The organism is Nonomuraea phyllanthi (assembly GCF_006334985.2).
In the GTDB taxonomy this organism is placed as follows: domain Bacteria; phylum Actinomycetota; class Actinomycetes; order Streptosporangiales; family Streptosporangiaceae; genus Nonomuraea; species Nonomuraea phyllanthi.
The window spans coordinates 125107-137553 of sequence record NZ_VDLX02000007.1 but is presented as its reverse complement, the minus strand read 5'-3'; the positions used below and the strand labels follow the sequence as shown (position 1 = coordinate 137553).

Genomic DNA, 12447 nt, shown 5'->3' with positions numbered 1-12447 from the left:
GCGGATCACCGGTATATTCCTCTCTGCAAGCGCCGCTAGCTCAGTTGGTCAGAGCAGCTGACTCTTAATCAGCGGGTCCGGGGTTCGAGTCCCTGGCGGCGCACCGCGTAGAAGCCCCAGCTCAGAGCATTGAGCTGGGGCTTCTTGGTTTTCGAGTGGCTCTGGCCGCAATTGTTCTCGGCGTGTTGCTCAGCTGCCGGTCGGGTTGACAACCGTTTCATTGGCCTGCTCAGCATGTTGGTGGTTGCCCGAGTGTTCGATGACGCCGTTGGCCACGCGGTACAGCTGCTCGATGCGCGACGCGTACGCCTGCGGCATCACGCGCATCAGGTCCGCGTACTCGGCGTCGAACTCGGCACCCGGTTCTCCGGCGTTGCTCAAGGGGTGTCTGCCGGCACTCATGAACGTCTGCTTGGCGAGATCGTCGAGGTGCCCGGCCACCCTGTGGATATCGTCCGAGGCGGATCGGAGGCTTGTGTGATCGACCTCCTGCCGCTCCCCATACGGATTCCCCTGCACATGAGTCACCCGTGAAGGCTAGTGTCATCCGCCTGGGTTCGGCTACCTGACCGACCGGCTCATCCGCAACATCCTCGAATCCCTCGCAAGATACTGCCGACGAGTTTCAGGCGGATGACACTGGCGATCGTCACATGGGCGCGCGAGCGTAGATCACTGACCGGGCAGGACGGTGTTCATGACCCGCGACGGGAGCGATCGACTGCTGATCCATTCCTGCTCGAATCTTTCCGGGTAGCCGAGAAACCGATGCTCGCGGAGTGCGTCGCGACCGGCTTCGTCCCCGATCCGCCGTATCTCGTTCGCCGACAGTTCGGGCAGGCCCTGCTGCCGCCGCCTGTCGGCCTCCATGCTGACGGCGTCCCTGTACGCCATTCCATAGGTACTGGCCCACCCCCAGTCCACACCGCGGGCGGCTGCTAGCTGTACCCGCATCTCGTGTGCCTTGACCTCGCCATCGACCTCTTCCTCGATGGCCGCCCTGATGTACTCCTCACGTCCCATCGACAGAGGATTCGGTTTGCCTTCGTTGCGTGCATGGTTCACCTCATGGACGAAGGTCGCGGCGAGCTCCTCGGCTGTCTGGCCTCCCACAAAGATGCGCAACACGTTCATGTCGTCGTAGTACGCCCCTGAGACGTCATCAGGGGAGCCCTGCTGGTACAGCACAGTGATTCTGTGCTCCTTCGCCCAGGCGAGTGCTTGCCTGCCCGCAGGCGTCTCGCGAAGCACGTCCTCGGTGATTCGCCGTGCCTCCTCGTCCGACCGGAACGTCCGGAAATCAGTAGACAGCCCACCAGCCCACGTCGCCATGGGTATCGCGTACAGAGCAGCAGATACACCGGACAACTTCCTGGCTCTGTGGAGCGAGTCGCGAATGACTGTCTCAACCAGTCGTGAAAGCTTTTTCCGCATCAACGCCAGCGCGCGACGCGCCCCCATGATCCGCGCGAGCCGGACGAATTCCCTGGCCGGACCGGCCATGAGAGCCGCAAGCAGGCAGACCGCCAGGTAGGCGAGGACATAGATGACGAATGCTTTCCACGCGATCCGGACGACCACGATCGCCATGGTTCCCAGGCCGGTGAGCAGCGCGCCGTCGCTACCCGCCACAAGTTGACGTCTCGGTCCTTTCTCCCCTTCCCACTGGACCTGGAATGCCGCGACGTCACTGCCCTTGTTGGCCGCGAACACATGCCGCGCGGCCGGCTCGATCTCGCCGGAAGCCGTACGCAGCTCAAGACCGAAATCAACCAAGGAACGAGCAGACTGCAGGCGCTCCTGCTCGTCCGGCAGGCCGAACGGCGCCACGTCCTTCACGAGCTTGTGCACGCTCACCAACTGCGACGGTAGCTCCACTATCTCCATCCCACAGCAGACTCTGCAACCGGCCCATGCTAATTAGATGCCGCCCGATACCGCACCCTCGCGTACGATCCGCATGCTCGCCCAACTCACCACTCGCTCGTCGAACCGGCGTCGCCGGGCGGGGTCCGCCGTGGCGGCCCCGCCCAGCGCGCTTTCAGGCGTCGGTGGTCGCGGCGGCGCTGAGCGCCTGCTGCTGCACCTGCTGGATCTGGTCGTCCGTCACCACCAGGTTCCCGAACTCCTTGACCGCCTGGTAGTACGTCCAGGCCAGCCCGTCACAGGTCGACTTGGAGATCCCCGAATACTGCCTGCACACCTGCTTCAGGTCGAAGTAGAACGAGTCGTCGATGCGTGACTTGTTCGCCGGGAACTGGCTCACGTCCTTGTAGTTGCGGTAGCCGAAGTCGTGCCGCCTGCACGGCATCCTGAAGTCGAAGCCGAGCGGCTTGTCGGGGCTGCTGGAGCACAGGTCGGTCGACCAGTCGAAGGCGTAGTCGGCCCACGCCCCCTGGTTCTCCCAGGCGGAGCGCCACGAGGCGGCGCTGGTGGAGGTGGGCTGCGAGAACGCGGAGAGCGCGGCGAGTTTCTGCTCCAGCGTGACCGCGTGGGCCGGTAAAGCCAGCCCGAGTACGGCGATCAGGGCGAGGGCGACGGAGGCGAGTGCGGCTCGGGATCGTCTGGCCATGAGAACCTGCTCCTAGCGCTGGGGGGTCGGGTGCACGTCCTCACGATGACCCGAATCGGCGGCGAGCGCAGGAAGCACATGTTGCTCAATTCCCAACGCAGGCTTGGCGCAGGATCGGTCTTTACAACCGCCCGGCTTTCTGTAAGCGGGCGAAGTCAGCGCGACCGCAGGAGATGGGCGGACCAGCCCAGTGACCAGAGCAGGAGCAGGGCCACGAGCGGGCCGCCCAGGATGATCGTCAGCCCGGCGCCGATGTTGGCGCCGAGGGTGCCCGCCGTCATCACCCGCCAGCCGGCCCCGGCGAGGGCGCCCGCGGCCAGCGCCGGCAGGAGCGCCGCCCACCAGCGGCGGTCGAAGCGGCGGCGGTGGGAGGCCCGGACGAGCAGCGCCGCCGTGCCGGCCACCACCAGCACGGCCGCGATGCCGGCGGCGCGCTCGGCCCACGGGTCGATGGCCGGCGGGCGGATCGCCCGGTCGAGCGCGGTGCCCGGGCGCGCCGCCGCGCTCAGGTCGCCCACCAGCCACCAGACGGCCACCGGGGTGGCGATCAGGCACCCCGCGGCGGCCATCCACACCGTGTTACGACTCACTCAGGCCCGATGCCCTCCAGGGAGAAGTGTCTGTTCCAGTCCTTTACCCACTTGCGCCCGAATCCATCGGCGGTGTTCAGCGGCGTGGTGGCCGCGTCGAACGTGCCGGTGGCGGGGTCGAAGCCGATCTCGGCGGCGGTGCCCGCCTTGACGTCGAAGGAGTCGAAGTCCGGGTTGAACGTCTTGACGCTCAGCCCGCCGGCGTCGTCGGTGTAGGCGAAGCCGCCCGAGGCGATGCTCACCGACCGGGTCAGCACGTTGTGGGAGGGCACGTACAGCGAGTCGGGGTCGCGCCACACGTACTCCTCCGTGCACTCCGTGGTGCCGACCTGGGTGCAGATCGCCCCGCCGGAGTCGACGGGGACGTACCACGAGCGGATGTTGGGGTACTGCCGGCCGTAGTGGCGGTACCACTTCTCGACGTTCCCGGCCGTGTTGGTGAAGCCGGTGCCGTCACCGACCTTCAGCATGTCGTTGAAGCGCTCGACCACGACCTTCGAGTTGGGCACCGGGAGCCGCTGGCCGCCCTCGTGGTAGAGCTTGTCGTGGCCGACGTACGTCACGTCCACGAACACGTTGTCCCGCGCGACGTTGCTGTGCCCCGACTGGTAGAACAGGCCGTGCTGGGCGGTGTCGAAGACGTTGTGGTGGATCACCATCCCCGACATCCCGTCGTCCATGTAGACGGCCTGGTTGCCGTCCGGGCCGACGTCCTTGAAGAGGTTGTAGGCGATCACGTTGTTCAGGTACGTGTAGTCGCGGCCCGCGTAGATGACCCCCTGGTCGGAGGCGTGCGTCACGAGGTTCTCGAACCTGTTGTGGCTGATCTCCATGTCGTTGCCCATGATCTGGATCGCCATGTGCGGGGCGTCGTGGACGTGGTTGTAGCGGAACGTGTTGCCGACCCCGTACATGTAGCCGGCGGGGGTGTAGGTGGCCAGCTTCGAGAAGTCGTAGATCTCGTTGTGCTCGACCACGTGGTCGCCGCGCTCCAGCGAGTCGCGGTCGCCGCCGGCCGTGAAGACCCCGCCGCCGCCCAGGTCGTGCAGCCTGCTGTTGATCACCTTGTTGCGGTGCCCGCCCCGGCTCGTGCGGTACTCGGCGATCGCCGTGATCGCGTCGTTGGCCTCGCCGATGGCGACCGCGTCCATGCTGACGTTGAGGATCTCCAGGCCGTCGAGGGTGCACGACTCCGCGTCGAGCAGGCGCACGCCGGTGCCCGTGCTGCCGTTCAGCTTCAGGCCCTTGAGCGTCACGCCCCTGACGTTCTCCAGCGTGAAGAACGGCTCGTCGAACGAGGTGAGGCTGATCTCCTTGCCCTCGACCGTCCCGCCCGGCGGGTAGTAGTAGAGCGTGCCTGCGCCGTCGTGGCGGTCGATGTAGTATTCGCCCTCGGCGTCCAGCTCGCTCAGCACGTTCTGGGCCACGAACGAGGTCCACTTGTCCGTGGCGGCGTACATCGTGGGGTAGCGGGTCCTGAGCTCGTCCCCGCTGACGGCGTCGATGCGGACGCGGTCGTTGGCGTAGTTGTTGCCGAAGTAGCCGGACAGCCAGCCGTCGGTCTCGTACCGGGTGTTGTCGGCGGTCCCATCGGCCGGCGCCCACGTGGCGGCGCGCTCCTTGAGCGCGGGGTCGACGGCGGTGTAGACCGGGCCGGGCAGTTCCAGCATGTCCTCGTACGGCATGGTAGTGCCGTCGGCGGTCTTGTCCGAGAAGTAGTCGCGGGCGCCCTTGGGCGCCTCCTTGACGGTGATGTGGGTGCGGTCCAGCTTCTCGGTGCCGTTCGGGTACTGCGCCAGCGTCTGCGCCACGTCGTCGGTGATCAGCTCGGGCGCGTACGGTTGCGGCTTCCAGTTGAAGCCGTTCTTGTAGATCTGCCCGGTGGGGATGCCCTCGGCGGCCAGGTCGTAGACGTAGACGTGGCCGGCCGCGGCCTCCTGGATCCGCGACTTCGACGACCATTTGGCGTCGTCCGCCGGCACGTCGCTCAGCCTGCGGAACTTGCCCGGGTCGAGCGTGGTGACCCCGGCGAACTCGACCTGCTCGCCCGGGTAGGCGGCGTAGGTGACGTACGAGTTCCGCGCGCCGCTCAGCCGGATGCCCGTGGCGGCCTGGTAGACGCCGCCCCTGATGTAGACGGTGCCCCGCTTGTGAGCGCCGGTCCGTCCGGCCAGGGCGTCACGGGCCTGCTCGACGGTCGCGAACGGGTCCTGCTCGGTGCCGGTGGCATCGGCTCTGCCGTCCTGTGACACGTACACGGTGGGGGCGGCGGATAACGCGGACGCCTCTGTGGCGGCGGTCGCAGGCAGGGCCGCGACCAGGGAGGCGATCATCACGCTGTGGAGTCGCATCATGTCCCTCATCTGTGACTTAAATCGATAAAATATTACAAGGGACCGTAACCCCGTATCCGTCGGAAATCAATCGTTTGACCGCCGCTTCTCAGGGCGGCTTGTGGGGCGCTCGTCAGCCCAGGGCGTGGTCGAGATTGAAGGCGGCACTGATCAGCGCCAGGTGGGTGAAGGCCTGCGGGAAGTTGCCGATCTGCTCGCCGGAGCGCCCGATCTCCTCGGCGTACAGGCCCACGTGGTTGGCGTAGCTGAGGATGTTGTCGAAGACCCGGCGGGCCTCCTCCACGCGGCCCGCCCTGGCCAGCGCCTCGACGTACCAGAAGGTGCAGATCGAGAACGTGCCCTCCTCGCCCTGCATCCCGTCGGGGCTCAGCTTGGGGTCGTAGCGGTAGACCAGCGTGTCGGAGACCAGCCCCTCGGCCAGGGCGTCCAGCGTGGTCAGCCACTTGGGGTCGGTGGGCGAGACGAACTTGGCCAGCGGCATCATCAGCACCGACGCGTCCAGCACGTCGTCGTCGAAGTGCTGGATGAACGCCTGCAGCCGGGGCGACCAGCCGTGCCGCATGATCTCGCGGTAGATCGCGTCGCGGGCCTCCCGCCAGTGGGCCAGGTCGGCCGGCAGCCCGCGCTGGATGGCCACGCGCATGGCGCGTTCCACGGCGACCCAGCACATGAGCCGCGAGTAGACGAACTTCTTGCGTCCGCCCCTGGTCTCCCAGATGCCCTCGTCGGGCTGGTCCCAGTTGTCGCAGACCCATTCGACCAGCACGCACAGCTCGTCCCAGCGCTCGCTGGAGATCGGCTTGCCCCATTTGTTGTACAGGTAGATGGAGTCGATGAGCGCGCCGTAGATGTCCAGCTGCAGCTGCCCGGCGGCGGCGTTGCCGACCCGTACGGGAGCCGACCCGCGGTAGCCCTCGAGGTGCGTGAGCTCCTGCTCGGGGAACTCGGTACGGCCGTCGATGCCGTACATGATCTGCAGCGGCCCCGACGGCTGGCTGCGGCCGAGCGTGACGTGCTCCGACAGGAAGCTCATGAACGCCTCGGCCTCCTCGGTGAAGCCCAGCCGCAGCAGCGCGTACACGCAGAACGCCGCGTCGCGCACCCACACGTAGCGGTAGTCCCAGTTGCGGCCGCCGCCGATCTGCTCCGGCAGGCTCGTGGTGGGCGCCGCGACGATGCCGCCGGTCGGCGCGTACGTGAGCAGCTTCAGCGTCAGCGCCGAGCGGTGCACCATCTCCCGCCAGCGGCCGCGGTAGCGGGAGGCGGACAGCCACCGGCGCCAGTAGCGCACCGTGTCGCCGTACGCCTGCTCGGCCTCGGCCAGCGCGCACGAGCGCGGCACGATCCCCTCGGCCGCCCGGTCCAGGGCGAAGACGGCCTGCTCGCCCTCACCCAGCGTGAAGAACGACCGCACGTCCCGCCCGTCGCTCTCCAGCGGCACGGTGGAGGTCAGGGTCAGCGCGAAGTCGGCCGACGTGAACGTGGCGTGGCCGTCGCCCACGTGGACGGTGTGCGGCTGCGCGCCGTAGCAGAACCGGGGCGCGACCAGCACGCGGAACGGCAGCTCGCCCCGTACGCACAGCACCCGCCTGATCAGCCGGTGCCGGTCGGCCTCCAGCGAGTCCTCCTCGGCGATCGGCATGAAGTCCTGCACCTCGGCCACGCCCTCGTCGGCGAAGAACCGGGTGACGAGCACGTTCGTGTCGGGGACGTAGAACTGCTTGGTCCGCACGGGCAGGTCGGCGGCCAGCTCCCATGCCCCGCCCTGCTCGTCGTCGAGGATCGAGCCGAAGACGCTGGGCGCGTCGAAGCGCGGACAGCAGTACCAGTCGATCGTGCCGTCCGTGCCCACCAGGGCGACCGTACGCAGGTCACCGATCAGCCCGTGCTCGCCGATCGGCAGATATCCCATGACATCAACCTAGACCGGGCATGGTCGGCGGTTGCCCAAACGATCGGCAAGGGATGTACTCCTCGCGGTCCCGCGCAGCGGCTACAGCGTGGGCACGCGCCCGCGGCGGCGCAGGAAGAGGCCGGTGGTGGCGGCGAGGACGAGCAGGGAGCCGGCTCCCACCAGCACCCGCCCGTCGGGCCCGGCCGCCCCGCCACCGCCCGTGTCGGCGGCTCCCGACGGGGTCTTCGTGGGGGCCTTCGTGGTGGGCTCGGTGGTGGGCTCGGTGGTCGGCTCCGAGGTGGGCTCTGTGGTGGGCTCTGTGCTCGGCTCCGGGGTGGGGCTCGGGCTGGTCGTCGTCCCGCCCGCTCCGGGGATCGTGAGCGGGTGCTTCGTCAAGGCGTTCTCGTTCTTGGGCTCGCACTCGATCAGGCGGTCGCTGGGGCTGGTCCCGAAGTTGAGAGAGGCCGCGCGTACGGTCCCGCTGCCCTCCCGGTTGGGCGTCGTCTTGATCTCGACCGTCGTCGTGGGGAGCGGGATGGGCTCTCCCGCGACGATCGTGGAGATAGGGGCGACCCCGGTGGCCGACGTCAGCCCCGTGATGCCGCTGATGCCCGCGTAGGCGTACAGCTTGACCTCGCCCGCCAGCCCGGTGGCGGGGGCGCGTAACTCCGAGCCCTCGACGTACGAGCCGCGCCAGCCGATGGACATCTGCACGTCCACCTCGGCGTCCGTGGGCACCGTCAGCTCCACCTCGACCTTGACGTCCTGCACCTCGCCCGTGGCCGTGACGGTGCACGCGTACTCCACGACCTCGGCCTGGGCGGCGGCGGGCTGGAGCAGCAGGGCGGCGGCTGGGACGAGCAGCAGAACGCGCACGGCGCCTCCTTTGCTACGAATGTGGCACATGAGGAGACGTGGCACCCGGACACCGGGTTGACAGTGCCGCGGAGTCGGGTTGACAGTGCCGCGGATCAGACGGCGAACACCTGCGAGTCGTCGGCGAACGCCTTGAACTCCAGGGCGTTGCCCGCCGGGTCGAGCAGGAACATCGTCCACTGCTCGCCCGGCAGCCCCTCGAAGCGGAGGTACGGCTCGATGACGAACTCCGTGTCCGCCTCGCGGAAGCGGTCCGCCAGCTTGTGGAACTCGGGGATCGAGAGGATGAGCCCGAAGTGGGGCACAGGGACGTCGTGGCCGTCCACGGGGTTGTGCACCCGCTTCGAGGGGGCGGGCGCGAGGTGGGTGACGAACTGGTGGCCGTGCAGGTTCCAGTCGATCCAGGTGTCGGAGCTGCGGCCCTGGGCGCAGCCGATGAGGTCGCCGTAGAAGCGGCGGGCCGCGTCCAGGTCGTCGACGGGCATGGCCAGGTGGAACCGGGGGATCGAGGGTGGTGATGCTGACATGTCGGTTTTTGCTCCCGTCCGTTTTGGGTGATCATTACCCATTCGGGCCCGGCCCTACCAGCCCTCGCCCCAGCTCTCGCTGTTGCTGCAGATCTTGACGCTGGCGCTCTTCCTGAGGCTCGTGGGGGTGATCACCTCGAAGACGACGGCGTACGTGCCGCCGCCCTTCCACGTGATGGACGGGAGCAGCGGCTTCGACGTCGGCGTGCCCTGCTGCCTGCCCTGGTTCTGGCCGTTGACCAGCCACCGGTAGCTGTAGGTGCCCGTGGCCGAGACCTTGGCCCAGATGTTCGTGTCGTTGCGCCAGCAGTCGCCCACCTGGTAGCCCTCGTAGCTGAAGGACACCGACCGGACCGTGGAGGTGGGGGCCTTCGTCGTGGGCTTCGCGGTCGTGGGTTTCGTGGTGGGCCTCGTGCTCGGCTTCCCGGTTCCGCCCGTGGACCCCGTCGTGGGCCTCGTTGTAGGGCTCGTCGTGGGGCGCCCGGTCGGGCCGGACGTGGCGGGCCGGCGGCTCTTGGTGGCCTTGCGGGTCTTCCGCGGCGGAGGGTCGGTGGGATGTCGGGTGCCGGCGGTCTCCTTCGAGCCGGCCGCGGGGGTCGGGGCCGTGACGGCGGTGGCGGTGGTGGTCCGGCCGGGCCAGATGGGCAGCCAGAGCCACGCCGCCGTCCCCACCCCGGCCACGACCACCGCCGTACCCGCGGCCAGGAGCGCCGTCACCCGCCCCGAGCCCGCTTTCGGGGGCACGGTGTGGAGGTGGGCGACCGGCCGGCCCGGCGGCTGCCCCGGGAACCCGGTCTGCGCTGGGGCGCCCGGTGCCGGGGGTGCCGCCTGGGGCGGGGCGGGGGCGGGCGCCGGTGCCTGACCGCCGATGAGCCTGAAGAGAACGTCCTGCATGGCCGGGCGGGCGGCGGGGTTCTTGGCCAGGCACGCGTACACGATGGAGCGCAGCGGCTCGGGCACCCCGTCCAGGCGCGGCTCCTCGTACTGGATCCTCCTGAGCACCGCCGGCAGGGAGTCGTTGCCGAACGGCGGGGCGCCCGTGGCCGCGTACACCATGACCGAGCCCCACGCGAACACGTCCACGGCCGGGCCGGCCGGCGCGCCCATGAACTGCTCGGGCGCCATGTACGCGGGCGTCCCCACGATGCTGCTGGTACGGGTCAGCGCGGCGTCCATGGCCCGCGCGATGCCGAAGTCGATGACGCGCGGCCCGTCCCGCCCGAGCAGGACGTTGGCGGGCTTGAAGTCCCGGTGCACGACCCCGGCGCGGTGGATGGCGGCCAGCGCGGTGGCCGTCGCGACCGCCAGCCGTTGCAGGTCCGCCCCGGCGTGCAGGCCGGCCTGCTGGAGCGACGGGCCGTCCACGTACTCGGTGACGATGTACGGCCGCGCGCCCAGCGACGCGTCCAGCACCTGCGCGATGCAGAACGGCTCCACCCGCCGCGCCGCCGCGATCTCCTTCGCGAACCGGCCGTCACCGGGCACCCCCTCGCGCAGCACCTTGACCGCGACCGGCGTACCGTCCGGGGCGGTCGCCAGGTAGACCATGCCCTGGCCGCCCTCGCCGAGCTGCCTGACGACCCGGTACGGGCCGACGAACTCCGGCGTCACCAGGTTTCCAGCGCGCAGACGCCGAACGAGACGCTCTTCTGCGTCGCGGAAGGCGAGGTGACCTTGAGGGTGACGGTGTGGCGTCCGGCCGGGAGCATGTACTGGCCGGAGGTCACGAACGCGGTGTATTCGCCCTCCGACACCCACGACCTGGTACGCAGGACCGACTTGCCGTCGACCAGCCACGCGTACGAGACCCACACCTCCGACCGGGTCGCCTCCACCTTGCTCTGGAAGTGCACCGGCGGCATGTAACAGCCGCCCGCGTCGCTCTGACCGGGGCCGCCGGACAGGTCGATCGCCAGGATGCTGACCCTGGCGCTCCCGGCCGGCTTCTTGGTGCTGCGGGTGGGCGTCGGGGTCCTCGTCGGCGGCGCCGTCTTGGAGGAGGCCGTGGTGGGCGCCGCCGTGGTCTGCTTCGGTGTGGCGGGCTTATGAGTGGTCCTGCGGGTTTTCCGCGGGGGCGGCGTCGTGGCCGGGCGCTTCTTGCTCTGGCTCTGGCTCGGGGACGGGGTCAGGGAAGGGCTCGAGGACGCGGTGACCAGGGATGCCGAGATGGGGGTGTCGGATCCGGGGGCGAGCCAGAGGACACCGCCGACGAGCGCCGCCACCATGACACCCGACACGCCCACGGCCACCGGCACCCCGATCCGCCGCCCCGCCGCCCTCCGCCCCCTCGGCCCCGGCCCGTGCCCGGCCCCATGCCCTTGCCCTTGCCCCGGCCCGTACCCCGCCATCGGCCCTTGCGCCGCCCCGTGCCCAGGCATCGGCCCGTGCGCTGGCACCGGCCCATGGCCTGGCACTGGCCCATGGCCTGGCATCGGCTCATACCCCTGCCCTGACACAGGTCCGTGTCCCGGCGCCGGCATCGGCCCGTGACCAGACCCGGGCGTGGGCATCGGCCCGTGGCCAAGCACCGGCCCCGGACCCTGCCTCCAGTCCTGGGCCTGCGCGTGAACGTCGTCCGGCCGGCGCGGCTCCGGGGCCGTCGACGCGTTCTGGCCGCTCAACAGCCGCAGGATCACGTCCCGCATGGTCGGCCGGGCAAGCGGGTCCTTGGCCAGGCAGTCGTACACGATCGACCGCAACACATGGGGAAGCTCGCCGAGCTGCGGCTCGTTGTGCAGGATCCGGTTGACGATGGCAGGCAGCGTGTCCTGCCCGAACGGCGGCGTCCCGTTGGCCGCCCACGCCATCACCGACGCCCAGGCGAACACGTCCGCGGGCGGCCCGACCGGCTGCCCCGCCAGCTGCTCGGGCGCCATGTACGCGGGCGTGCCCACGATGCTGCTGGTGTGGGTGAGGGCGTCGTCCATGGCACGGGCGATGCCGAAGTCGATGACGCGCGGCCCGCCGGGTCCGAGGAGCACGTTGGCGGGCTTGAAGTCCCGGTGCACGATGCCGGCCTGGTGGATGGCGGCCAGCGCGGTGGCCGTCGCGACCGCCAGCCGTTGCAGGTCGGCCCCGCTGTGGCGACCCGCCTGCTGGAGGGAGGGGCCTTCGACGTACTCGGTGACGATGTACGGCCGCGCGCCCAGCGAGACGTCCAGCACCTGCGCGATGCAGAACGGCTCCACCCGCCGCGCCGCCGCGATCTCCTTCGCCAGCCTGTCGTCGTGGCCCGCGCCCTCGCGCAGCACCTTGACCGCCACGTGCGGGCCCTCGGGCGCCTGCCCGAGGTAGACCGTCCCCTGGCCGCCCGCGCCCAGCCGGCCGAGCAGGCGGTACGGGCCTACCGCCGCCGGGTCGTCCTCTCGCAGCGGTTCGACATGCGCCATGAGAGAAGCGACTCCTGAGACGGGGGCGAGCGATCTTTACGTACCATAGCGACTTAAGTTCGGATTTGTAGTGATGTTCCGGAGCTGTCGAAAACCTTCCGGCCGCCGACCGATCACCGCTCCCACCGCCACGGTCGGACGCCCTCCGTCCCGAGCCTGTCCCTGAATTGTCGGTGGCGCCTGGCAAGGTATCCACGGATCTTCGGCCCGCACCGGCCCGTTCGGGGGCCGACGTCACGGGACCG

Annotated in this window: 10 protein-coding genes and 1 tRNA gene; 1 reads left to right on the top strand and 10 read right to left on the bottom strand. The window is 69.4% G+C overall.

Annotated features, from left to right (window positions below):
• Positions 1-29 precede the first annotated feature (29 nt).
• Positions 30-103, top strand: a tRNA-Lys gene (locus FH608_RS20005).
• A gap of 86 nt (positions 104-189) precedes the next feature.
• Here FH608_RS20005 and FH608_RS20000 read toward each other — a convergent pair.
• The 10 genes from FH608_RS20000 to FH608_RS19955 form a co-directional block, all read right to left on the bottom strand.
• The gene (locus tag FH608_RS20000; protein WP_139632067.1) at positions 190-528 is read right to left on the bottom strand and encodes a hypothetical protein; all 339 of its coding nucleotides are present in this window, start codon (positions 526-528) and stop codon (positions 190-192) included.
• A 144-nt stretch (positions 529-672) separates the two neighbouring features.
• The gene (locus FH608_RS19995) at positions 673-1857 is read right to left on the bottom strand and encodes a hypothetical protein (RefSeq protein WP_139632066.1); all 1185 of its coding nucleotides are present in this window, start codon (positions 1855-1857) and stop codon (positions 673-675) included.
• A gap of 184 nt (positions 1858-2041) precedes the next feature.
• Positions 2042-2572: a phospholipase gene (locus FH608_RS19990; RefSeq protein ID WP_139632065.1), complete on the bottom strand. Its 531-nt coding sequence runs from the start codon at positions 2570-2572 to the stop codon at positions 2042-2044.
• A gap of 155 nt (positions 2573-2727) precedes the next feature.
• A complete protein-coding gene (locus FH608_RS19985; protein WP_139632064.1) occupies positions 2728-3141 on the bottom strand; it encodes a hypothetical protein in 414 nt (137 codons plus the stop codon).
• Positions 3142-3158: 17 nt separating this feature from the next.
• On the bottom strand, positions 3159-5516 hold the full coding sequence (locus FH608_RS19980; protein ID WP_193318525.1) for a right-handed parallel beta-helix repeat-containing protein: 2358 nt from the start codon (positions 5514-5516) through the stop codon (positions 3159-3161).
• Between the two features lie 112 nt (positions 5517-5628).
• Positions 5629-7428: a glycoside hydrolase family 15 protein gene (locus FH608_RS19975; RefSeq protein WP_139632062.1), complete on the bottom strand. Its 1800-nt coding sequence runs from the start codon at positions 7426-7428 to the stop codon at positions 5629-5631.
• An 81-nt stretch (positions 7429-7509) separates the two neighbouring features.
• Positions 7510-8286 (bottom strand): hypothetical protein, encoded by a 777-nt coding sequence (locus tag FH608_RS51570; protein ID WP_193318524.1) that lies wholly within the window; start codon positions 8284-8286, stop codon positions 7510-7512.
• 95 nt (positions 8287-8381) lie between these two features.
• Entirely contained in the window at positions 8382-8813 is a 432-nt protein-coding gene (locus FH608_RS19965; RefSeq protein WP_139632061.1) for a VOC family protein, read from the bottom strand.
• Between the two features lie 54 nt (positions 8814-8867).
• Positions 8868-10424, bottom strand: a complete 1557-nt coding sequence (locus tag FH608_RS19960; RefSeq protein ID WP_226899714.1) for a serine/threonine protein kinase — start codon at positions 10422-10424, stop codon at positions 8868-8870.
• Positions 10421-12202, bottom strand: a complete 1782-nt coding sequence (locus tag FH608_RS19955) for a serine/threonine-protein kinase (protein ID WP_139632060.1) — start codon at positions 12200-12202, stop codon at positions 10421-10423. Before FH608_RS19955 ends, FH608_RS19960 begins: the two co-directional genes overlap by 4 nt.
• Positions 12203-12447 lie beyond the last annotated feature (245 nt).

What these genes read in the sequence shown, in the direction of transcription:
- FH608_RS19980 (WP_193318525.1), bottom strand. Translation starts at nt 5,516, where the DNA reads ATGATGCGACTCCACAGCGTGATGATCGCCTCCCTGGTCGCGGCCCTG.
- FH608_RS19985 (WP_139632064.1), bottom strand. Translation starts at nt 3,141, where the DNA reads ATGGCCGCCGCGGGGTGCCTGATCGCCACCCCGGTGGCCGTCTGGTGG.
- FH608_RS19955 (WP_139632060.1), bottom strand. Translation starts at nt 12,202, where the DNA reads ATGGCGCATGTCGAACCGCTGCGAGAGGACGACCCGGCGGCGGTAGGC.
- FH608_RS19965 (WP_139632061.1), bottom strand. Translation starts at nt 8,813, where the DNA reads ATGTCAGCATCACCACCCTCGATCCCCCGGTTCCACCTGGCCATGCCC.
- FH608_RS19975 (WP_139632062.1), bottom strand. Translation starts at nt 7,428, where the DNA reads ATGGGATATCTGCCGATCGGCGAGCACGGGCTGATCGGTGACCTGCGT.
- FH608_RS19990 (WP_139632065.1), bottom strand. Translation starts at nt 2,572, where the DNA reads ATGGCCAGACGATCCCGAGCCGCACTCGCCTCCGTCGCCCTCGCCCTG.